At 37.8% G+C, this 23,413-nt stretch carries 20 protein-coding genes and 1 pseudogene; 18 read left to right on the forward strand and 3 right to left on the reverse strand.

The window, feature by feature from the left end:
- Nucleotides 1-47 precede the first annotated feature (47 nt).
- Both DN392_RS02335 and DN392_RS02340 read left to right on the forward strand, forming a co-directional pair.
- The gene (locus DN392_RS02335; protein WP_001284033.1) at nt 48-1,700 is read left to right on the forward strand and encodes a putative polysaccharide biosynthesis protein; all 1,653 of its coding nucleotides are present in this window, start codon (nt 48-50) and stop codon (nt 1,698-1,700) included.
- Between the two features lie 41 nt (nt 1,701-1,741).
- Nucleotides 1,742-2,470, forward strand: a complete 729-nt coding sequence (locus tag DN392_RS02340) for a pseudouridine synthase (protein WP_001234944.1) — start codon at nt 1,742-1,744, stop codon at nt 2,468-2,470.
- 81 nt (nt 2,471-2,551) lie between these two features.
- Here DN392_RS02340 and DN392_RS02345 read toward each other — a convergent pair whose 3' ends face one another.
- Nucleotides 2,552-2,773 carry a DeoR family transcriptional regulator gene (locus DN392_RS02345; protein ID WP_000805512.1) on the reverse strand — a complete coding sequence of 74 codons (222 nt, stop codon included), beginning with the start codon at nt 2,771-2,773 and terminating at the stop codon, nt 2,552-2,554.
- A 357-nt stretch (nt 2,774-3,130) separates the two neighbouring features.
- On the opposite strand from DN392_RS02345, the gene pepV reads away from it, so the two are divergent.
- The 4 genes from pepV to DN392_RS02365 all read left to right on the forward strand — a co-directional run bounded on the left by pepV (nt 3,131) and on the right by DN392_RS02365 (nt 8,776).
- Nucleotides 3,131-4,537, forward strand: coding sequence for a dipeptidase PepV (pepV, locus tag DN392_RS02350; RefSeq protein ID WP_061673047.1), 1,407 nt, complete (start codon nt 3,131-3,133; stop codon nt 4,535-4,537).
- 389 nt (nt 4,538-4,926) lie between these two features.
- Nucleotides 4,927-5,472 (forward strand): RNA 2',3'-cyclic phosphodiesterase, encoded by a 546-nt coding sequence (thpR, locus tag DN392_RS02355; protein ID WP_000433229.1) that lies wholly within the window; start codon nt 4,927-4,929, stop codon nt 5,470-5,472.
- Nucleotides 5,473-5,609: 137 nt separating this feature from the next.
- Nucleotides 5,610-7,751, forward strand: coding sequence for a type I pullulanase (pulA, locus tag DN392_RS02360; protein WP_088321489.1), 2,142 nt, complete (start codon nt 5,610-5,612; stop codon nt 7,749-7,751).
- 227 nt (nt 7,752-7,978) lie between these two features.
- The gene (locus DN392_RS02365; protein WP_002096266.1) at nt 7,979-8,776 is read left to right on the forward strand and encodes a phosphotransferase family protein; all 798 of its coding nucleotides are present in this window, start codon (nt 7,979-7,981) and stop codon (nt 8,774-8,776) included.
- Between the two features lie 3 nt (nt 8,777-8,779).
- Here DN392_RS02365 and DN392_RS02370 read toward each other — a convergent pair whose 3' ends face one another.
- The gene (locus tag DN392_RS02370) at nt 8,780-9,058 is read right to left on the reverse strand and encodes a YtzH-like family protein (RefSeq protein WP_001122236.1); all 279 of its coding nucleotides are present in this window, start codon (nt 9,056-9,058) and stop codon (nt 8,780-8,782) included.
- A gap of 228 nt (nt 9,059-9,286) precedes the next feature.
- Between DN392_RS02370 and trmB the strand changes: the two genes are divergently transcribed.
- Both trmB and DN392_RS02380 read left to right on the forward strand, forming a co-directional pair.
- Nucleotides 9,287-9,940 (forward strand): tRNA (guanosine(46)-N7)-methyltransferase TrmB, encoded by a 654-nt coding sequence (trmB, locus tag DN392_RS02375; RefSeq protein ID WP_001239384.1) that lies wholly within the window; start codon nt 9,287-9,289, stop codon nt 9,938-9,940.
- Between the two features lie 69 nt (nt 9,941-10,009).
- Nucleotides 10,010-10,864, forward strand: coding sequence for a YtnP family quorum-quenching lactonase (locus DN392_RS02380; RefSeq protein ID WP_000436874.1), 855 nt, complete (start codon nt 10,010-10,012; stop codon nt 10,862-10,864).
- Nucleotides 10,865-11,013: 149 nt separating this feature from the next.
- Here DN392_RS02380 and DN392_RS02385 read toward each other — a convergent pair whose 3' ends face one another.
- Nucleotides 11,014-11,325, reverse strand: a complete 312-nt coding sequence (locus tag DN392_RS02385) for a PepSY domain-containing protein (RefSeq protein ID WP_000118541.1) — start codon at nt 11,323-11,325, stop codon at nt 11,014-11,016.
- Nucleotides 11,326-11,473: 148 nt separating this feature from the next.
- On the opposite strand from DN392_RS02385, the gene DN392_RS02390 reads away from it, so the two are divergent.
- The 10 genes and pseudogenes from DN392_RS02390 (at nt 11,474) to murC (ending at nt 23,392) form a co-directional block, all read left to right on the forward strand.
- Nucleotides 11,474-12,547, forward strand: a complete 1,074-nt coding sequence (locus DN392_RS02390; protein WP_001031515.1) for a M42 family metallopeptidase — start codon at nt 11,474-11,476, stop codon at nt 12,545-12,547.
- A 286-nt stretch (nt 12,548-12,833) separates the two neighbouring features.
- On the forward strand, nt 12,834-13,343 hold the full coding sequence (locus DN392_RS02395) for a DUF84 family protein (RefSeq protein ID WP_000869958.1): 510 nt from the start codon (nt 12,834-12,836) through the stop codon (nt 13,341-13,343).
- Between the two features lie 83 nt (nt 13,344-13,426).
- Nucleotides 13,427-13,741 (forward strand): thioredoxin family protein, encoded by a 315-nt coding sequence (locus DN392_RS02400; protein ID WP_000838193.1) that lies wholly within the window; start codon nt 13,427-13,429, stop codon nt 13,739-13,741.
- 78 nt (nt 13,742-13,819) lie between these two features.
- Nucleotides 13,820-14,632 carry a DUF1444 domain-containing protein gene (locus DN392_RS02405; protein WP_061673045.1) on the forward strand — a complete coding sequence of 271 codons (813 nt, stop codon included), beginning with the start codon at nt 13,820-13,822 and terminating at the stop codon, nt 14,630-14,632.
- On the forward strand, nt 14,629-15,243 hold the full coding sequence (gene ytpR / locus DN392_RS02410) for a YtpR family tRNA-binding protein (protein ID WP_001006767.1): 615 nt from the start codon (nt 14,629-14,631) through the stop codon (nt 15,241-15,243). Before DN392_RS02405 ends, ytpR begins: the two co-directional genes overlap by 4 nt.
- A 311-nt stretch (nt 15,244-15,554) precedes the next feature.
- Entirely contained in the window at nt 15,555-15,899 is a 345-nt protein-coding gene (locus DN392_RS02420) for a hypothetical protein (protein WP_000744398.1), read from the forward strand.
- A 40-nt stretch (nt 15,900-15,939) separates the two neighbouring features.
- A complete protein-coding gene (locus DN392_RS02425) occupies nt 15,940-16,896 on the forward strand; it encodes an N-acetylmuramoyl-L-alanine amidase (RefSeq protein WP_000874062.1) in 957 nt (318 codons plus the stop codon).
- 155 nt (nt 16,897-17,051) lie between these two features.
- A pseudogene (locus tag DN392_RS02430) lies at nt 17,052-20,650 on the forward strand (DNA translocase FtsK).
- A 61-nt stretch (nt 20,651-20,711) separates the two neighbouring features.
- Nucleotides 20,712-21,830, forward strand: coding sequence for a nicotinate phosphoribosyltransferase (locus DN392_RS02435; protein WP_000658382.1), 1,119 nt, complete (start codon nt 20,712-20,714; stop codon nt 21,828-21,830).
- 251 nt (nt 21,831-22,081) lie between these two features.
- Complete coding sequence (murC, locus tag DN392_RS02440; protein ID WP_000219463.1) at nt 22,082-23,392, forward strand: UDP-N-acetylmuramate--L-alanine ligase; 1,311 nt, start codon at nt 22,082-22,084, stop codon at nt 23,390-23,392.
- The last annotated feature ends 21 nt before the right edge of the window (nt 23,393-23,413 follow it).

Consider the following 23,413-nt stretch of genomic DNA (forward strand, 5'->3'; position numbering starts at 1 on the left):
CACACTGATTAAAGTTTCACTTTATGTAGATGTAGGAGGATTTTTGTATGTCCGATTCGAAATTTCTGCGCGGAACGCTTATTGTTACGTTAGGGACATTTTTAGTAAAGTTCTTAGGCATGATTTACGTCTTTCCGTTTCATGCATTAGTAGGTACAGAAGGCGGAACGCTCTATACATATGGATACATTCCATATACGATCTTTTTAAGTATTGCAACGGCAGGGGTGCCGCTTGCTGTTTCCAAATTTGTTTCCAAATATAATGCGCTTGGCGATTATAAAACGAGCCGGAGAATGTTCCGCTCGGGAATGGTTATGATGATAGTAACAGGAGTTCTTTCGTTCCTAGTTCTATACATGACAGCACCACTGTTTGCAGAAGCAATGCTTGGTAAACAAAGTATACACAGTAATGTAGAAGAAGTTACGACGATTATTCGTCTTGTAAGTTTTGCACTTATTGTTGTACCAGCAGCGAGTTTAATTCGTGGTTATTTCCAAGGTCACCAATCGATGGGACCGACTACTGTTTCCCAAATTATTGAACAAATTATTCGTATCGTCTTTTTATTAGCGGGTAGTTTTATCGTTATTAAAGTACTTGGCGGTACAGTTGCAACAGCAGTTGGGGTAGCGACATTTGCTGCGTTCGTTTCAGCAGTTGGAGCGCTCGGTGTACTCATTTGGTACTGGTTAAAACGTAAAAAACATTTGGATCAATATTTAATTGAACAAACTGTACCAGAATCGACAGTGAGTACGGTTCAATTATTTAAAGAATTATTTGCATATGCGATTCCTTACGTTGTAATTGGGTTAACAATTCCTTTATATCAACAAATTGATACATTGACATTTAACTCAATTATGCAAGCGATTGGTCAAGGGGATATTGCAGAGCGAGCTCTCGGTATTTTCACAATGTGGACGCATAAATTAATTATGATTCCTGTATCGCTTGCGACAGCGTTTAGTTTAACGCTTGTACCAGCGATTACAAAATCATTTACTGAAAAACAATACCGTTATTTAAAGTTACAAATTACACAAACATTCCAGGCAAATATGTTCTTAACATTGCCAGCAGTTGTCGGTATTTCAACACTTGCATATCCAATCTATACTGCGTTCTATGACTCAGATCCACTAGGTGGACAAGTATTAATGTGGTATGCACCGGTTGCGTTGTTATTCGCTTTATTTACAGTAACAGCAGCAATTCTGCAAGGAATCAATCAACAAAAACATGCGATTGTCGCGCTTATTATGGGTGTTATTTTGAAATTCGTATGTAACGTAATCTTTATTCGTTATTTCGGTACAGTTGGAGCGATTTTAGCAACTGCAGTCGGATTCTTAGCTTCCGTATGGTATACGAATCGACAAATCAAAAAACATGTACACTATTCATTTGGTGTTGTATATAAGAGAACTTTCCAAATTGCAGTATTAACACTTGTAATGGTCATTGCTGTAAAGTTATCACAATGGACTCTGTCCTTCATGATCTCACCTGATGGCCGAATGGGTGCTCTTATTACAGTTGTGGTTTGTGCAGGTATTGGTGGTCTTGTGTATGGATTGTTAGCAATTCGCACAGGAGTACTTGAACGAGTATTTGGCGGAGAAGCGTTAGAGAAAATCCAACGTAAACTTGGCAATAGATTCAAAATAAAGTTGAAATCAAAAGGGGCGTAATTACGTCCCCTTTTCTATGATAAACAAAGAAGGTGAAAAACGTGAGATTAGATAAATTATTAGCAAATATGGGATATGGAAGTAGAAAAGAAGTAAAGAAATTATTGAAAGACGGCGTTGTAAAAATTGATGGAACGCCAGTGAAAGATGCGAAGGTTCATGTAAATGTAGAAGAGCAAGAAGTTATGATTCACGGAGAAGTTGTGGAATATAAAGAGTTTGTTTATTTAATGTTGCATAAACCACAAGGCGTTATTTCAGCGACAGAAGATGATAATCATGAAACGGTAATAGATTTATTAGAGTTAGAAGATGCAATCTTTGATCCGTTCCCAGTTGGACGACTTGATATTGATACGGAAGGTTTCTTATTGATAACAAATGACGGGAAGTTATCACATCAATTGTTATCTCCGAAAAAGCATGTGCCGAAAAAATATTATGCACACGTTGCAGGAGTAGTAACAGAAGAGGATGTAAAAGAGTTTGCTAAAGGTGTTATTTTAGATGATGGTTATGAAACAAAGCCAGGTGCACTTACAATATTAAAAAGCGATGAGATTTCTGAAATCGAGCTTGTAATTACAGAAGGAAAGTTCCATCAAGTGAAGCGTATGTTTGAAGCGGTAGGGAAAAAAGTAGTCTACCTAAAGAGAACAGAGATGGGACCATTAGTATTAGATGAAGAGCTAGAACTTGGACAATACCGAGAGCTATCAGATGAAGAAGTAGAAATGTTAAAAACATATCAAGTAGATACTGAGAAATAGTGCTGTTTTTGGCGCAGAAAAGACCCCTTTCTAATGAGTTAGAAAGGGGTATGTATTTATTTACATACAATTATTTTTTCGTTATGAGGTCATTCTCACTTTCTTTCCTGTTGTTGTCCACTTACCGCGGCAAGGGCTATACACGAGTTCATTAAACTGCAACACATTTAGATCACGTTGTATCGTTCGTGGTGTGATCCCGAACTCATCTACAAGGTCTTTCGTCGTTACCGTTCCGTTTTCATTGATGTACATATAAATTGATTTAATGCGTGTTAGCATACGAGTAGTTGTAGGTTTCAAGAGAAAACCACTCCTCTACTAGTTTTTTTGACCCCATTCAGGAAAGAAGGTCGTTACTACCATTGTACTCTACATGATAAAATTCATGCTTTAATCTACTTAAATTTTACAGAAATTTAACAAATATTCATATAGAAAAATATTGGTAGTTGACATTTTATATATGGTCAGTCAACTAACACATAAAATTCTACGTAAAACGCCAAATTCCTGCAAATTTTTTTAGAAAAATAAAAGAAAAACTAATAAGAAATATCTGAAACGTTACAATTGTTAGGTATTTTAGTTTCGTATATGGCATAAGAGATTTCGGTTTGTTATGATGAAAGAAACAATATAGTGAAGGATGGATGCGTGATGTCAGCGATTAATTGGACAGAAGAAGTTGCAAAACGAAAAGATGATTTAATTCGTGATACACAACAATTTTTACAAATTAAAAGTGTATGGGAAGAAGAATCAGCGAAAGAGGGCGCACCATTCGGTGAAGGTGTAGAAAAAGCTTTATCTTTCATGTTACATAAAGGAGAAACTGAAGGTTTTGCTTCTAAAAATTTAGAAGGGTATGCAGGTCATCTTGAAATGGGACAAGGAGAAGAGTTAGTAGGTATTCTTTGTCACGTTGATGTTGTGCCAGAAGGAGATGGCTGGACGACTCCGGCATATAGTGCAGATATTCGCGATGGAAAGATTTTTGCACGTGGTGCAATTGACGATAAAGGCCCAACGATGGCAGCTTATTATGCGATGAAAATTGTGAAAGAATTAGGTTTGCCTCTTTCAAAACGCGTTCGCATGATTTTAGGAACAGATGAGGAAAGCAATTGGAAATGTGTAGATCACTACTTTAAAAACGAAGAAATGCCAACAATCGGTTTTGCGCCAGACGCAGATTTTCCAATTATTAATGCAGAAAAAGGAATTGCTGATATACAAGTTGTGCAAAGTGGTAGTGAAGAGAAGAAAGGTACATATGAACTTGTTTCATTTGAATCAGGTCGCCGTTTAAATATGGTTCCTGATTTTGCAGAAGCGATTATTACAGGAGAAGATGTAAATGCACTTACAGTAGCATATGAAGAGTATTTACAAACTGCTAAAAAAATAGGTGAAGCAATTGTAGAAGGTAATACGGTGACGTTGCAAATTAAAGGGATTTCAGCTCACGGATCTACTCCAGAGAAGGGTGAGAATGCAGGTTTATTACTGGCAAACTTCTTAACTACAGTTGCTCTTGATGGAAAAGGGGCTTCGTTTGCATCGTTTGTAACAGAAACATTTACAGGAGATATTTTAGGAGAGAAAGCTGGTATTTCTTATAAAGACGATATTAGCGGACCGTTAACTGTGAATGTTGGTCGCCTTTCTTATACGAAAGAGAATGGTGGTAATTTAGGATTAAATGTACGTTACCCGGTTACGACTAACTTTGACGAAATGATTGCAAAGTTAAAAGAATACGTTGGTAATCATGGATTTAAAGTGGCGGATTATTCAAACTCTCGCCCGCATCATGTTGATAAAGACCACGTGTTAATTCGTACGTTGCAGCGCGTATATGAAGAACAAACAGGAGAAAAGGCAGAACTATTAGCAATCGGCGGCGGTACTTACGCTCGTTCATTGAAAGCTGGCGTTGCGTTTGGTCCGTTGTTCCCTGGAAAAGAAGAACTTGCGCATCAAAAAGACGAGTACATTGAAATTGAAGACTTATTAAAAGCAACAGCAATTTACGCGCAAGCAATTCATGAATTAGCGAAGTAATGGATATATAAATAAGAAGAGGCCGTCCCAATACATATTTTGGGACGGTTTTCTGTTAAGTATAGGTTGCTTTTCTTATCGTATTTAGTTGTTAAGTCGATATCCCTTGTCGAGATTTCGATATAATTTCATTTATCCCGCATTAACGGGCAGTAAGACCCCCACTTTAAAATTTAGCGAAAGCGAAGAAGTTAGGTGGGGATCAACTGCCCGTAAAAGCCCGATTGGTGAGGGCTGATAATCAGTAGGGGATGGACAAAACCCCACTGATTAAAGTTTCACTTTATTAACGCAACCCTAACTTGGTTAGACTTGTAGGGAAGTTTGATTCTATTTAATTGAATGAGATAAGAAAGAAAAGCAACAATAGAAAGAAGGAGAAGATGTACATGGAGCCGCATTATTTTGTCGCGATTACGTTACCGAATCATATAAAAGAAGTGCTGTCTAACTATAAAGAAGAAATGCAGGAGGAATTACCATTTCGTTCATGGGTACATAAAGAAGACTACCATATTACCCTTTCATTTTTAGGTAGTGCAACAGAGGAACAATTAGAAGGAATAAAGAATGGATTACAAACAATTACAGAAATGAAAGAACTATCGTTCACATTACAAGGATTTTCTACGTTCGGTATGGAAGATAGGCCGCGTATTTTTTGGTCGAAGGTAAGCGAGAATTACGATTTGCTTCAATTACAAAAGCAAGTACACGTTATTTGTGAAGGGAATGGATTGTCTTTAGAAACGCGCCCGTATCATCCGCATATTACTGTTGCTCGTAAATGGGTAGGAGAAGAGAAGTTTGATTTAGAACATATAAAGGAAGTGCCTGAAATATCATTTCAAGCGGATACGATTACTTTATACGAATCTCATGTGAAGGAGACACCGAAGTATAAAGCGATTGCTGAAATAAAATTACAAAAATAGAATGTATGAAAACGTTTTTTATACAGGTGAATATACTATAGAGAATAATGTGTTACTGTATAGAGCCTTGCTGATAAGAAAAGCCTTATCATTTGCAGCTCGTTTCATTTAATTTTAAGAATGATGGTGATTTTTTTATGTTGAAAGTAAAACGTCCATTTGATGCCTATTTAGATGAAATGAATAAAATTACAATTTTGCTCCCACACGCGTATGGAACAAGCCGGACATTTCGTTTGCAAGAAGGAAGTAACGTGAAAGATTTACCGATTTCTCATACAATTGCGCTTCCGGATGCAACGAAGTATGAGTGCTTTATAGAAGAGCCGCTAGATGTGGGGAAGTATTATACAGTACGAGATGAACGGAATGAAGAAACAGATTTACAAATAGGTGCTGTCATAAGAACAGCGATTTTCGATGAAAAGTATTACTACGAAGGTACAGATTTAGGAGCCGTGTATCAAAAAGAAGCAACGACATTTAAAGTATGGGCTCCAACTGCGAGGCTTGCGAAAGTAAGGATTTATAAAAGTGATAAAGAATATACCGATCATGAAATGCATAGAGGAGAAAATGGGGTTTGGACTCATACATTACAAGGCGATTTAGCCGGAGCAAAGTATACATTTCTTGTTTGTATTAATTTAATATGGAATGAAGCGGTGGATCCTTACGCAAAGTCAGTGACTGTAAATGGGACGTACGGCGTTGTTATCGATTTGGAAAAGACAAATGTAACAAAACGAGAGCAATTACCACCATTACAGGCAATGACAGATGCCATATTGTATGAACTGCATATTCGTGATGCTACTATTCATCAGGGCAGTGGAGTGAGTAAAAAAGGAACATATAAAGGGCTAATGGAAGAAGGGACAATAGGGCGAAATGGGACGTTAACAGGCTTGTCTCATATAAAAGATTTGGGTGTTACACATGTTGAACTATTACCTTTATATTGTTTCGGTGGTGTAGATGAGGCGAATCCTTCCTCTGCATATAATTGGGGTTACAATCCATTATATTACGATGCGCCAACGGGATATTATGCTACAGACCTCTCTGATCCGTATAACAGGATAGTAGAGTGTAAGCAACTAATTGAAACATTTCATGAGCACGGCATTAGAGTGATTGTAGATGTTGTATATAATCATGTGTATGAAAGAGAGCTATCATCATTTGAAAAGCTTGTCCCAGGATATTATTTTCGTCATGGTGAAGATGGCATGCCTTCTAATGGGACGGGAGTCGGGAATGATATAGCATCTGAACGGAAAATGATGAGGAAATTCATTGTAGAGTCTATTTTATATTGGCTTACTGAATACAATGTTGATGGATTCCGATTCGATTTAATGGGAATTTTAGATGTTGATACATTGAATATAATAGAAAAAGAAGTGCGAAACATAAAGCGAGATGCATTGTTATTAGGAGAAGGATGGGATCTACAAACCCCACTTCCTCTAGAGGAAAAAGCAACGTTAAATAATGCAAAGAAAATGCCGCATATCGCGCAATTTAATGATCAATTTCGTGATGGGATAAAAGGGAGTACCTTTCATATAAATAAACGTGGGTTTGCACTTGGTGGGCATGTAGACTGTAATCATTTGCAGTATATAGCATCGGGAAGTCTTTTGAGTATGAAAGAAACAGGTCTGTTTCTAGAGCCTGTGCAAAGCATTAACTATGTAGAATGTCATGACAATATGACGATGTGGGATAAACTAATGCGCAGTAATGAAGAGCCAGAAGAGATTTTGAAAAAACGTCACCTTCTAGCGAGCGCAATGGTGATTCTTTCGCAAGGTATTCCTTTCTTACATGCTGGGCAAGAGTTTTATCGTACGAAGCAAGGAAATGAAAATAGTTATAATGCAAATGATGAAATTAATCAATTAGATTGGGATCAAAAAGAGAACGAGATAGAGACCGTTAACTATATAAAAGGTTTAATTGCGATTCGTAAAGAGCACGGAGCATTCCGATTACAAAACGCAGACCTTATAAAAAAGCACATGACTTTTTTGCAAACCTCTCCAGAAGTACTTGCATATCACCTAGGGCATGCAGAATCGTTTGGACCGTGGAAAGAGATTGTAGTTTTATTTAATAGCGGTTTAGAAGTTAAAACGGTGCTACTTCCGAAAGAAGAAACGTGGCATGTGTTAGTAAACGAAAAGCAAGCGAAAATAGAGCCAATTTCTTCATTTAGAGGAAAGGAACTTCAGCTGGCTCCAATTAGCACGTATATATTGACGATAATGTGACAAATCGCTACTTGACGATGAGAATGTAATAAATGTAGAATTGACAAAGGTGACGATTTTGATAAGTTGTCATTCTATGACTGGTTTTGTAAAATAAAATAGAGAGTTTTTGGCTTATGCCAAGTTTTCTTTTCATTTACAGTAAAATATATGAATCCACAACATGTGTAGAAATGTTGCGGTTTTTCTTTTCATAACTATAAAAGATAAGGATTTGTTAACGGGTAATGAATATGGAATGGTTGGAACAATTATTAGGAAAAGAGTGGAGTCTTGTACCGGCTGGTGGAGTAACGGGCGATGCGTATATTGCGCAAAACGGACAACAGAAGTTATTTTTAAAGCGGAATACATCGCCCTTTTTAGCGGTATTGTCAGCAGAAGGAATTGTTCCAAAATTACTTTGGACAAGAAGGGTAACGAACGGTGATGTAATTTCTGCTCAAAAATGGCTTCCGGGACAGAAGCTAGAGCCAGAGGATATGAAACTAGAACGTGTTGCGAAACTTTTGAAGAAAATACACTCCTCTAAAGCGCTTGTACAGATGATTCAAAGACTTGGGAAGCAACCGCTTCACGCACAAGAGTTATTACAACAACTGCAACTTGTTTTAAGAGGAGATATAAGGGATGATGAAACAATTCAGCAAGGCCTTCAATATTTAATGGATTCATTAAAAGATATTGAATACAATGAATTCGTTGTATGCCATTGTGATGTGAACCATAACAACTGGCTATTGTCGGATGAAGATGAGTTGTTTTTAATTGATTGGGATGGAGCTGTAATTGCTGACCCAGCTCTAGACCTTGGTATGTTATTATATTGGTACATTCCACGCCATGAATGGAGCGAGTGGCTCGAATATTATGATATTGAAATGGATGAATCGCTGCTTAGGCGTATGAGATGGTATGTCATAGCACAAACGATTTTGTCTATGCAATGGCACACAACAAAAAAACAGCAAGCAGAAGCTGAATATTGGCATCAATATTTACAGCAACTACTTGCTTCAGAGTAATACTTAAGAAAAATTGTCCATTCCAGCAATCCACTGAGTAAGTTGTTCTTGATTATTGGAAATGTGGTTGTCCAAATTAGAGGAAGATTTACCCGATTGACTATAAGAATATACATCGTTTAGCATTGCTTTAGCGTCACTACTTATACTATCGTTTGCGAGTAACGATTGAATGAGACGCTCTAATTGCTCGCATTCAGAAACTGTCCCGCAACAATCACTTTGGTGATTGACTAAAATATCTTTCAGCACTTCTAATTGATGTTGTTGATTAATTGGCATGAACGGATCATCCTTTCGATTGTTTTTCTCTTCAAATGTACGAGAAAAAGCTGTTTCGTCATGGAATGTTTAATGCTGTATGTAGTTTTTATCAAAATGGTACATCTTATACTTGAAAGAAACGGACCGAGTGCTCGTACGTACTTGGTTTTTTGTTTGGGAGATTGATTAAAACAGAGAGAAGGAATTATTCCTTTAAAATAGCTATGTAAAGAGAGGGAGACATCTATGCGTTTAAGACATAAACCATATGCAATGGATCGAATTAATGAGTATTCACATATCGTAATCGGAAACCCAGAGGAGCGCGCTGGTAACTGGAAAGAAGTATTTGGAAATGAACAACCAATTCATATTGAAGTAGGTACAGGTCGTGGTCGCTTTATGTATGATATGGCAAAAGCAAATCCACATATTAATTATATTGGAATTGAAAAATTCACAAGTGTTGTTGTAGATGCACTTGATAAATTAATTGAAGAAGAAGTGCCGAACTTAAAGTTAATTAATAAAGATGCTGAAGATTTAACAGTTTTCTTTGCAAAAGGTGAGATTGACCGCGTTTATTTAAACTTCTCAGATCCATGGCCGAAGAATCGTCATACGAAACGTCGTTTAACGTATAAAACATTTTTGCGCAATTATGAAGAAGTGTTAGTAGAAGGCGGAGAAATTCATTTCAAAACAGATAACCAAGGTTTATTTGAATACTCTCTAATGAGTATGGCTGAGTATGGTATGTTATTAACTTACCTGAGCCTAGATCTTCATAATAGTGATTATGAAGGAAACATTATGACAGAATACGAAGAGAAATTCTCAAGTAAAGGTCATCGTATTTACCGAGTTGAAGCGAAATATCGCACAGAGCCTATGCAGTAATGCATAGGTTTTTTGTAACTAAAATAATCGGAATTTTATGTTAATATTAAAAGGAAAGGGGGATGAAAAATGGAACAGTTACAAATTGGAGATATAAAAGTGACGTGGCTAAAAGGCGGGAACACACATTTAGATGGAGGAGCAATGTTTGGTGTTGTACCGAAAGTACTTTGGTCACGTAAATATAAACATAATGATACAAATCATATTTATTTACGAACAGATCCGTTACTTTTGCAAACGAAAGACGGTAATATGCTCATTGATTCCGGAATAGGAAACGGTAAATTGAATGAGAAGATGAAGCGAAATCAAGGTGTAACAGAAGAGTCATCGGTTTATAAATCATTAGAAAAATTAGATTTAAAACCTGAAGATATTCAGTACGTCTTAATGACACACCTGCATTTTGATCATGCATCTGGTTTAACGAAATGGGAAGGTGATCACCTTGTACCATCGTTTCCGAATGCGAAAGTTTACGTAAGCGAAATGGAATGGAATGAAATGAGGAACCCAAATATCAGGTCGCGTAATACATATTGGAAGGAAAATTGGGAGCCGATTGTAGATCAAGTTGTTATATTCCAGCAAGAAATAGAAATTACGGATGAAATAAAAATGGCGCATACAGGTGGTCATAGTGATGGACATGCAGTTATTGCTTTAGAAAGCAAAGGTGAAACGATGCTTCATTTAGCAGACCTATTGCCGACGCACGCACATCAAAATGTACTATGGGTAATGGCATACGATGATTATCCAATGACATCAATTGAAAATAAGCAAAAGTGGATGAAGTACGGCGCTGAAAACGATGCTTGGTTTACGTTTTATCATGACGCGTATTACCGTGCAGTAAAGTGGAATGAGGAAGGGCATATTGTAGAAAAAATAGAGCGGAAAACGAGTGTAGAAGCATAAAAAAGGGAAGGTTGTTCCAGCAGTCTGTTGGGGCAGTCTCCTTTTCGTTTTTTGTCGGCAAGTCGATATATTTAAAAAATCGCCCATATAATTTCAATTACTATCCACAATTAAAAAATAAGAGGTTCACCTAATGGGAACCCTCCTTTTTATGCTGCTATCACCTCTAAAACAGTACCTGTTTTAGCATCAACTAAAAATTCAAATCGTTCTTGTATATCATCTAACATCGTTGTAAGACCGCCACGATAAACTTCGTATGCGACATCATATTTTTCAAATGTCTCTGGAACCATATGTACCCAAGAGCCAGTAATTTCACCTTTATGACTTAATGCTTGTTTCACCATTTTCAATGCTTTTTCTGAAGAAATATGGGATTGTTCTTGTACTTTGTTTGCAACAAGATAACCAGCTGCGAACCCAACGCCAAGACCTGCTACTAAACCTTTCCAGCTCATATATTCACCTCAATTCTATAAAATAAAAATAGTGTACCAATAATAATTATAAAGCAAATACAGCTAAAAAAGAAGAAACTAGAAACATTTCGAAAATTTCGTTACAATAAAAGAGGTATTCTACTAAGGTTTGAAAGAAGGGGACTTCGTGAATAAAGAGACATTACAATTATTTCGTACGTTAACAGAATTACAAGGTGCATCAGGTTTCGAACATGATGTACGCCGTTTTATGAAGCAAGAATTAAGCAAATATGCGGATGAAATTGTGCAAGACGGTTTAGGTAGCGTATTTGGTCTGAAAAAAGGGGACGAAACTGGCCCACGTGTTCTTGTAGCAGGTCATATGGATGAAGTAGGTTTCATGGTTACGCAAATTACGAAAAACGGGATGCTTCGTTTTCAAACGTTAGGCGGCTGGTGGAGTCAAGTGTTATTAGCGCAACGTGTACAAGTTATGACGAAGAATGGTCCTGTTATTGGGGTTGTTGGTTCTATTCCTCCTCATTTATTAAGTGACGCGCAACGTGCAAAACCGATGGATATAAAAAATATGTTAATTGATATAGGTGCAGATAGCTACGAAGATGCGATTGAGATTGGTGTAAAACCAGGACAACAAATCGTGCCAATCTGTCCGTTTACGCCGATGGCAAATGAAAAGAAAATTATGGCGAAAGCTTGGGATAACCGTTACGGATGTGGCCTTGCAATCGAATTATTAAAAGAATTAAAAGACGAAACATTACCAAACACATTATACTCTGGTGCGACTGTACAAGAAGAAGTTGGTCTTCGCGGTGCACAAACTGCTGCGAATATGATTCAACCAGACATTTTCTATGCGCTTGATGCAAGTCCAGCAAACGATGCATCTGGTGATAAAACGCAGTTCGGTCAATTAGGAAAAGGTGCTCTTCTTCGTATTTACGACCGTACGATGGTAACACATAGAGGAATGCGCGAATTCATTTTAGATACAGCTGAAACACACAACATTCCGTACCAATACTTTATTTCACAAGGTGGTACAGATGCGGGTCGTGTACATACAAGTAACTCAGGTATCCCATCAGCAGTAATTGGTGTTTGCGCACGCTACATTCATACACATGCTTCTATTTTACATGTTGATGATTATGCGGCAGCGAAAGAACTAATTACGAAGCTTGTAAGAGCAACGGATAAAACGACGCTAGAGACAATTAAGAATAACGCGTAAGGAAGAAGGGCTGAAGAGCCTTTCTTTTTTTGGATTGAAGAGATGGCCCATCGATGTGTGGTGGCGGTCAGTGCTTATTTGGTGCTCGAATGATGTAGTAAGACCGCGGATAGGAAGAGAGAGGAAGGCTGTTTTTGAGTTCGAGGCCGGTAATGTTGTGGGAAGCGACCTTCTTTTTTAGGTAGAAGGGATTCCACTGTGGTGTGTGATAGTGGTTGGTACTTAATTTGTGCCGAAGCGGATATTGGATGGAACAAAATGATAAATTTTTATAGAGGTGAACGAAATGAAAGTAGTAGTTGGATCGAAGAATAAAACGAAAGTTGGTGCTGTGGAGAAGGTTTGGAAAGATGTTACAATTACATCTCTTTCTGTTCCTTCGGGAGTAGCAAACCAGCCGTTTACAGATGAAGAGACGATGCAAGGAGCGGTTAATAGAGCGAAGCGAGCGCTACAAGAAGGAGAAGCTCAAATTGGTATTGGATTAGAAGGTGGCGTAATGAAAACGGAGCACGGTTTATTTATGTGTAACTGGGGCGCGCTAGCAACAAGTACCGGTAAAACATTCGTTGCAGGCGGTGCACGTATTAAGTTACCAGATGATTTTTTAGCACCTCTTGAAGATGGCAAGGAGTTAAGTGAAGTGATGGAAGAATTTGTACAGAGAAAAGATATTCGTAGTCACGAAGGTGCTATCGGTATTTTTACAGATGATTATGTCGACCGCACGGAATTATTTGTACACGTTGTTAAGTTACTTGTTGGGCAATATAAGTATGACGAAAAGCAAGCATAAACCTTGCACCATGCGCGATGTATGGTAGTATAAAAGAAAGATTATAACATGAAAAAATGCACTCGTTAGAGGAGGAAATATAGATGAAATCATTAGAAAGCATGGAGCAATTCCAACAATTGAAAAATGAAGAGAATGTAGTCTTTATGTTCTCAGCAGAATGGTGCCCAGACTGCCGTTTTGTAGACCCGTTTATGCCAGAAGTAGAAGAGAAATATAGTGATTTCTCATTTTACTATGTAGATCGTGATGAGTTTATTGATCTATGCGTAAAATTAGACGTATTTGGCATTCCGAGCTTTGTAGCGTACAATAAGGGTGAAGAAACAGGTCGCTATGTAAACAAAGATCGTAAAACACAAGAACAAATCGAAGAGTTCATTGAAGGTTTAAAATAAGGCAATTTGCCAATTGAATTGTAAAACAACCTCTACCTTCGCGGGGGAGGTTATTTTTTTGGAAGGGAGGAAAAAGAGATGAAGATGACAAGTAAAAAGATGAAAGACGAGTTAATGAAGAAATTATCTCGCCCAGAATGGGACTTTCAGTATGATAGCGAGAAAGAAGTTCTACGTATAGAACAAAAAGACTCGAAAAAAGGTATTAACGTATCGCTTCCAGGAGTTGTGGCAAAATGGGAAGTGAACAAAGAAAAAGCAATTGAAGAGGTTGCTTATTACGTACAAGAAGCGTTAATTGCGATGCATAAAGAAGAAAATAGCGTAGCGAAAATTTTACCTGTTATTCGCTCTACTTCTTTCCCGAAACAAGCAGAAGAAGGAAATCCGTTTATTATGACGGATCATACGGCGGAAACACGTATTTACTACGCGTTAGATTCAAATAAAACGTATCGACTCATTGATGAGCGTCTATTACAAAAATTAGAACTTACAGAGCAACAAGTGCGTGAAATGGCATTATTCAACGCTCGCTCATTAGGTTATGAATTTAAACAAGAAATAGTAGCAGGGAATACATTCTACTTTTTAAACACAAATGATGGGTATGATGCGACGCGTATTTTAAACGAATCGTTACTACAATCGATGCGTGAAAAGATTTCTGGTGACATGGTTGTTGCTGTTCCTCACCAAGATGTATTAATTATTGCTGATATCGTCAACGAAATCGGTTATGATATTATTGCGCAAATGACAATGAAATTTTTTGCCGAAGGGCATGTTCCGATTACATCACTTTCATTCGTATATGAAGATGGAGACTTTGAGCCAATCTTTATTTTAGCGAAGAATCGGAAGAAGACAGATGGAAAAGAGAAAGGATGAACGAAGTGAACGTTTTTTACAACCTTGAAGGAATTGGTGACACTCTAATTGTTGCCTTACAAGATATTACTTTAGAGAACCGTACTTTTGATCGCAAAGGAGATGTTGCACGCGTATACGATCGTGAAAGCAATGTAACAGCAGGGTTCAACATCTTTAATGCGTCTTCTTACTTAGAAGTAAAAGAAACAGGTAACTTAACATTAACGAAAGAATTTGTAGAAAAAATCAACGGAATTTTAGCGAAGAACGGCTTTGAAGAAACAGTAGAAGCAGATCTTTCTCCAAAATTTGTTGTAGGCTATGTAGCTGAAAAAGAGAAGCATCCAAATGCTGATAAGTTAAACATTTGTAAAGTAGAAATCGGTACAGAAACATTACAAATCGTATGTGGCGCACCGAACGTTGATGCAGGACAAAAAGTTGTCGTTGCAAAAATTGGCGCTGTAATGCCAAGCGGTATGCTAATTAAACCAGCTGAACTTCGCGGTGTTCCTTCTTCTGGAATGATTTGCTCGGCACGTGAATTAGAGCTTCCAGATGCTCCACAAGAAAAAGGTATTCTTGTATTAGAAGATAGCTTTGAAGTTGGACAAGAGTTCAAATTTTAATTGATGTAAGAAAAGAGAGGTTGTCCTTTTGGACAGCCTCTCTTTTTGTTTTATCATTTTTTGCTGGTAAGTCGATATTCTGTGTCAAATCGTTGATATATTGCGAGTTGTGATAGATATATTTGAAAAATCGTTGATATATCGCGAGTTGTGATAGATATATTTGAAAAATCGTTGATATATTGCGAGTTGTGACAGATATATTCAAAAAATCGTTCATAATATAAGGATGTCACCTTTTTTCTCAAAAACTATATTGTATTTTATAAACAAACTAGTTAAAATTTAGAAAAATAGAAGGGGATAGACGTATGAAAAAACAACTAAAAATCGCAGAACTTCTGAAACGAATTGAAACTTCAAAACAGCAGGATATCGAACTAGGTTCCTATGAAATATATTTGTTTAGCGAAAATGAATTAGAAAAAGGACAAATCGGTTATCGATATGATAAACATAAAAATTCATTATTAAGTGAAGAAAGTGGAAAATGGAAAGAGGAATGGATTGTTATCGGATATGAAACAGATATGGGGGATCCTGTTTTCGTAAATGTAGTTGATGATGCTTATCTAGTCTATACCGCAGAGCGTGGTACAGAAACGTGGCAACCCGTTCATATTGGAAATATGGATGAGATTATAAAACAATTATAAGAAAAACTTTGAGACCGGTGCAAAGTGATGGGAGAAAAGTATGAAGTATATAAAGATAATGAGTATGATTGCATTCATTGGAATATATATGGGAGGTTGTTCGCAAGAAGAGCCGAAAAAAGAAGTAACATCTTCTATGCAGGAAACAAACAAAGATAACAAGGAAGACGCACCGGTAGAAAAGCAGCAAGAAGAACAAGAAAAGAAAGAAGAACCGCAAGCAGTTCAAACGAATGAGCAAGTGGAGCAGAAGCAGGAGGAAGTGCTGGCTGAAGAAAAGAAAGAGGAAGCTACGCCAGTGCAGCCAGCTGAGCAACCGCTGCAAAATAATGAACAAAAAGTAGAGAGTAATGAAAAACAAGGAAAGTTTCTTGTTGTTATTGATCCGGGGCATCAACAAAAAGCAAATTTAAATTTAGAGCCGATTGGGCCAGGAGCAACGACGCAAAAATATAAAGTGACAGATGGTACAACTGGTGTTGTGACGAAAAAAAGAGAGGCTGTTCTTGTATTAGAAATGGCTTCCGTATTAAAAGAAAAGTTAGAAGCAAAGGGAATACAAGTATTAATGACGAGAACGTCACAAGATGTGGATATAAGTAATAAAGAACGCGCGACATTTGCGAATGATCATAAGGCGGATTTGTTTTTACGTCTTCATGCAGATGGTTCTGAAAATCCGAATCAAAGTGGATTTGCTGTATTAACGCCGGCAGAAGGAAGTCCGTACACGAAAGAGATTTATGCTGAAAGTCTTCAAATCTCTCAAACGATTGTAAATAAAATGAGAGAGAATCATCAAGTGAAAGTAAATGGAATTAAATTCAGGGATGACCTTTCTGGATTTAATTGGGCAAAGGTTCCTGGCGTACTATTAGAACTTGGATTTATGTCAAATCCTGAAGAAGATAAAAAATTATCTGACCCACAGTATGTAAATTCTTTATTGCAAAGTGTAACGGATAGTGTAGAGGAATATCGGAAGAGCAAAGCTTAAACGCAGTCTTACATGTAAGGCTGCGTTTTTCCATATGAAAACACTCGTAAATTAGAATATTATGGATAAATATGACATGCTTAATTTTACCTGCACTTTTTGCCGAATGCTGATACAATAAAGGATGTTACTATTTAGTAGAAAGAGTGGTAAGCATGTTAGATTGGATGAAAAAGCTGTTTAACAAAGAGGAAGAACAAACAGCGATAAATAAAGAAGTACCAAAGCAAATCGAAAGTCAGTCGAAAATTCCTCGTGTAAACCACTATACTGAAGCAAGAGAAGCACAAATGGCAAGTAGGAATGCAGGTAAATGCCGTTTTCCATTAGTACCGGATAATGGGTTCGATGAAGAGGATGTTATAGCAACAGGGCATTTTGAAGAACAACCTGTTCAAGTTGTAACATATGAAAATCAGCCTACTCAAAGAGGAATCAAAGTGGAAAGAAGTAGACGACAGTATGTGGAACAGGTAGTTTCTACATATGAAGAGCCGGAAGTACAATATGAACCGGAGCGAGAGCCTGTCGTAAAAAAGGCATCTGCACCTTCGCAAGAAAGTAACCGTAGACCATTTCGTCCAACAGAAATGATTTCGCCAATTTACGGATATAATCGTCCTTCTGTAGAGAAAAAGGTAGAAAAGCAGGAGGAAGAAAAGGAAAGAGAAGACCTTGAAATATCTGTAGAGGGCAAATCAGTCGTTGATGCATGGCTAGAGAAAAAAGGATATACATTATCTGATTTCTCAGAAGGACAAGCAACGACTTCTTCCAGTCATGAAGGCGTTGATCAGCGAGATCAACAAAGTAAAGAGGAAGAAAAGTCAGTTGTCGATCAATGGCTAGAGAAAAACGGTTATGAAATTGAACGCCAAGAGCCTATAGTAGAAAAAGAAGTGGTTCAAGAAATTAGTGCACAGCAGGCAGTTCCAGCGGGTGAAGTACCTCATCAAACAATTGCTGAGCGTATGGAAGATGCTAAGCAAGAAAGTGATGTAGTGGCCAAAAACATTCTACAAACAGAATTAGTAGATTCTAAAGTAGAGCACGAGGATACAATATTATCAGAAGAAACTAAACGCAATACAGAAATAGAACAACCTACTATTGAAGTAGAAAAGCAAGCTCCAGAAGAATCAGTGATTGTCAAAGCAGAAGAAAAACTTGAAGAAACAATCGTCGTGGAAATACAAGAAGAAGTGGAAGTAATTGCGGAAGCAGAAGAAGTGGAAGTAATTGCGGAAACAGAAGAGCTAGAAGAAGTGGAAATAATTACAGAAACAGAAGAGCTAGAAGAAGTGGAAATAATTGCAGAAACAGAAGAGTCAGAAGAAGTGGAAGTAATTGCGGAAGCAGAAGAGTTAGAAAAAGTGGAAGTAATTACGGAAACGGAAGCGCCAGAAGAAGCAGAACCTGTAGCACTTGAGGAAACACAGCAAGAAATGGTTTTAAATGAAGCAATTGAACAAACGAATGAATTCATACATGTTGCAGAGGCTGAAGAACAAGCGAAGAAAGATGTTCAAAGCTTTGCGGATGTTTTAATTGCAGAAGAACAACGAGTTGTAGAAGAAGCACCGATTGCGGAAGAGCAGCCAGTTGTAGAAGAAGCACCGATTGCGGAAGAGCAGCCAATTGTAGAAGAAGCACCGATTAGCAGCCAATTGTAGAAGAAGCACCGATTGCGGAAGAGCAACCAGCTAGAGGTAGAAGAAGCACCGATTGCGGAAGAGCAGCCAGTTGTAGAAGAAGCACCGATTGCGGAAGAGCAGCCAGTTGTAGAAGAAGCACTGATTGCGGAAGAACAACCAATTGTACAAAAAGAAGAACCAAAACGTGAGAAAAAGCGTCATGTACCATTTAATGTTGTTATGTTGAAACAAGACAGAACGCGATTAATGGAAAGACATGCGGCTAGAGTAAATGCAATGCAATCTTCTATGAGTGAACGAGTAGAGAATAAGCCTGTCCAACAAGTAGAAGAAACACCAGTGCCACAAGTGGAAGAAAAGCACAAGTGGTAGTAGAACCACAAGTGGAAGAAAAGCCAATGCAACTAGAACCACAAGTGGAAGAAAAGCCAATGCAACAAGTGGTAGTAGAACCACAAGTGGAAGAAAAGCCAATGCAACAAGTGGTAGTAGAACCACAAGTGGAAGAACAACCAGTGCAACAAGTGGCAGTGGAACCACAAGTGGAAGAGAGATCAATGCAGCAAGTAGTGGCAGAGCAAGTACAAAAGCCGATTTCAAGTACGGAAGTACAAGAGAAAGCATATGTTGTAAATCAAAGAGAGAACGATATGCGAAATGTATTGCAAACACCACCGACATATGCAATTCCGCCATTAACATTGTTGTCAATTCCGCAGCAGGCAGCGTTAGATAATACGGAATGGTTGGATGAACAGAAAGAATTATTAGATACAACATTTAATAATTTCCACGTTGGTGCACATGTTATTAACGTATCACAAGGTCCAGCGGTAACTCGTTTTGAAGTACAGCCAGACCCAGGTGTGAAAGTAAATAAAATTACAAACTTAAGTGATGATATTAAACTGAGTTTAGCAGCGAAAGATATTCGTATTGAAGCACCGATTCCAGGGAAGAGTGCGATTGGAATCGAAGTTCCAAATAAAGAAAGTAAGCCAGTATTTCTTCGTGAAATTTTAAGAAGTCCTGTGTTTACAAAGAGCGAATCACCGCTTACAGTTGCGCTAGGACTTGATATTTCAGGCGATCCAATTGTAACGGATATTCGAAAAATGCCACATGGACTTATTGCGGGTGCAACGGGTTCTGGTAAAAGTGTGTGCATTAACGCAATTTTAACGAGCATTTTATATAAAGCGAAACCGCATGAAGTGAAGTTAATGTTAATCGATCCGAAGATGGTTGAGCTTGCACCATACAATTCTGTTCCACATCTTGTAGCACCTGTTATTACGGATGTAAAAGCAGCGACAGCTGCATTAAAGTGGGCGGTTGAAGAAATGGAGCGTCGTTATGAATTGTTTGCGCACGCTGGTGCTCGTGATTTAACTCGTTATAATACGATTGTAAGTGGGCGAGAAATTCCAGGAGAGACATTACCTTATATCGTTATTGTCATTGACGAGTTAGCCGATTTAATGATGGTAGCACCTGGTGATGTTGAGGAAGCGATTTGTCGTATTGCGCAAAAAGCACGTGCTTGTGGTATTCATTTATTAGTAGCAACGCAGCGTCCGTCTGTAGATGTTATTACAGGTTTAATTAAGTCAAACATTCCAACGCGTATTGCGTTTACTGTATCATCTCAAGTTGATTCGCGTACGATTATTGATATTGGGGGCGCGGAGAAATTACTTGGCCGTGGTGATATGCTATTTTTAGGAAACGGTACGTCTAAACCAGTTCGTGTACAAGGTGTATATGTATCGGATGATGAGATTGAGAAAACAGTTGATCATGTGAGAAAGCAAATGAAGCCGAATTACTTATTTAAGCAAGAGGATTTATTAGCGAAAACAGAACAAGCTGAGTCGGAAGACGAATTGTTCTTTGATGCATGTCAATTTGTTGTAGAACAAGGGGGAGCGTCCACATCTTCTGTACAGCGAAAATTCCGCATCGGTTATAATCGCGCGGCACGTCTCATTGAAGAGATGGAATCGCAAGGGATTATTTCTGAAGGAAGAGGAACGAAACCGAGAGATGTCCTTATTTCTGAGGATGAATTCGCTGCTATGCAGGAAACAAATGTATAGTAAACGGTTTTGCTGTATACTAATAGAAAATGTTGGATAGTAAAGTAGGGAGTAAAGCGACATGAAAGAAATTGAATTAAAATTAAAAGGTGAAATAAATAGACTAACAAATAGAACATTTAAATTTGACGAACGTGTTGGAGAAGGTTGGTTCTCTGCCGTTTACTTTTTAAAGACTAGAGAAATCATTGAAGAATTTCGCCCGAAAAGTGTTGTGACGATGCAATTTTTCCAAAAGGAAAATGCAGTTCTTTGCGGAACAGATGAAGTGATTGCGTTGCTACAAACATTCGCCAAAAATCCTGAGGAACTTGAGATTAACTCTTTAAAAGATGGCGATAATATTAGTCCGTTTGAAACAGTGTTAACAATTCATGGTCCTTATGAAAATTTCGGATTTTTAGAAGGTGTCATTGATGGGATTTTAGCCCGTCGTACATCAGTTGCGACAAACGTATATAACGTTGTCCAAGCTGCGCGTAGCGTAGATAAAGAAAAACCAGTTATTTTCATGGGAGATCGTGACGATCATTATACGCAACAAGCTGGTGACGGTTATGCAGCATACATCGGAGGTATGAGCGCACAAGCGACGCATGCGATGAATGAATGGTGGGGCAGAAGTGGTATGGGGACAATGCCTCACGCATTAATTCAAATGTTTAATGGTGATGTTGTGGAAGCGGCAAAAGCATATCATAAGAAATTCCCAGAAGATGAATTAGTTGTATTAATTGATTACAACAATGATGTCATTACAGATGCACTTCGCGTAGCGCGTGAATTTGGATCAACATTAAAAGGTGTACGTGTAGATACGTCGCGCACGATGATTGATCAATACTTCATTCGCCACCCAGAAGTACTTGGAACATTCGATCCACGTGGTGTAAACCCATCGCTTGTATTCGCACTTCGTAAAGCACTTGATGAAGAAGGATTCCAGCATGTAGACATCGTTGTAACTGGTGGATTTGATGAGAAGCGTATTCGTGAATTTGAAGCTCAAAACGTACCTGTTGATATATACGGAGTAGGAAGTAGCTTATTAAAAATGAATATTGGCTTTACTGGTGATAACGTAGAATTAAATGGAAAACCAGAAGCGAAAGCTGGTCGTAAATATCGTCCAAACCCACGTTTAGAGAGTGTTCAATTAGAAAAAAGAGAAGATATGTAAAACAGAAAAACTGATAGGTGATTGACCCTATCAGTTTTTCTGTTATCATAGTATAGCGGCTTCTTTTTTGCTATAATGGATTTGTTATGGACATAAAAAAGAAGTACGTACGAGTTTATCCTGATAAGTGAAGGGAAAGAATAACTTCACTACATCAAAAATGTATGATGATTACCAAAATAAGAAAAGATTCATATACTGTCTTATAGATAGGCCGTTGTATTAGTTCGAAATGTTGGAGGTTCTTTAAGATGACAGTTTACCATTTTGTAGGAATTAAAGGAACAGGAATGAGTTCATTAGCTCAAATTCTTCATGACATGAAGCATACTGTTCAAGGGTCTGATTATGAAAAGCGTTTCTTTACACAAACAGCGTTGGAAAAGCGTAATATCTCGATCCTTCCTTTTGATAAAAATAATGTAAAAGAAGGACAAGTGATTATTGCAGGAAATGCATTTCCTGATACGCATGAAGAAATCGTAGCAGCAAAAGAATTAAACATCCCAGTACATCGTTACCATCACTTCTTAGGTGATCTTATGAACCAATACACAAGTGTTGCTGTAACTGGTGCGCATGGAAAAACATCAACAACTGGTTTGTTAGCCCATGTAATGCAAGGTGCATACCCTACATCTTACCTCATTGGAGATGGAACAGGGCATGGGGTAGAAAATAGTAAGTATTTTGTATTTGAAGCTTGTGAGTATCGTCGTCATTTCTTGTCTTACAATCCAGACTATGCAATTATGACAAACATTGATTTTGATCATCCAGATTATTTCTCAGATATCAATGATGTATTCAATGCATTCCAAGAGATGGCATTGCAAGTGAAAAAAGGTATTATTGCATGTGGAGATGATGAAGAACTTCAAAAAATTCAAGCGAAAGTACCTGTTATTTTCTATGGATTTGGAGAAGATAATGATTTCCAAGCACGTAACATTCAAAAGAGAACAGATGGTACTATTTTCGATGTATTCGTTCGTAATACGTACTATGACACGTTCAAAATTACAGGATACGGCAACCACAGCGTATTAAATGCATTAGCAGTAATCGCGCTTTGCCATTATGAAAACGTTGATGTAGAAGCAGTTAAGCATCAGTTAACAACTTTTGAAGGCGTAAAACGTCGCTTTAATGAAAAGCCAATGGGAGAGCAAGTTATTATCGATGACTACGCACACCATCCGACAGAAATTAATGCAACGATTGAAGCAGCTCGTCAAAAACATCCAGAGCGTGAAGTTGTCGCTGTATTCCAGCCGCATACATTCTCACGTACAGAAAAGTTCTTAGATGAGTTTGCTGAAAGCTTAAGCAAAGCTGACCAAGTATACTTATGTGATATTTTCGGATCAGCGCGCGAAAACAAAGGTGAATTAACAATCGAAGATCTGCAAAAGCGTATTGACGGTGCAGAACTAATTACAGATACAACAACGGATGTATTAAAGAAACATAAAAACGGCGTTCTAATTTTCATGGGCGCAGGAGACATACAAAAATTCGAAGCAGCTTACGTAAAAGAAGTTCAAGTTGCAGAGAAGTAATAGAAAAGACGCATAGCTGTG

The sequence above is a fragment of the Bacillus sp. BB51/4 genome (assembly GCF_008368845.1).
Lineage (GTDB): Bacteria > Bacillota > Bacilli > Bacillales > Bacillaceae_G > Bacillus_A > Bacillus_A wiedmannii.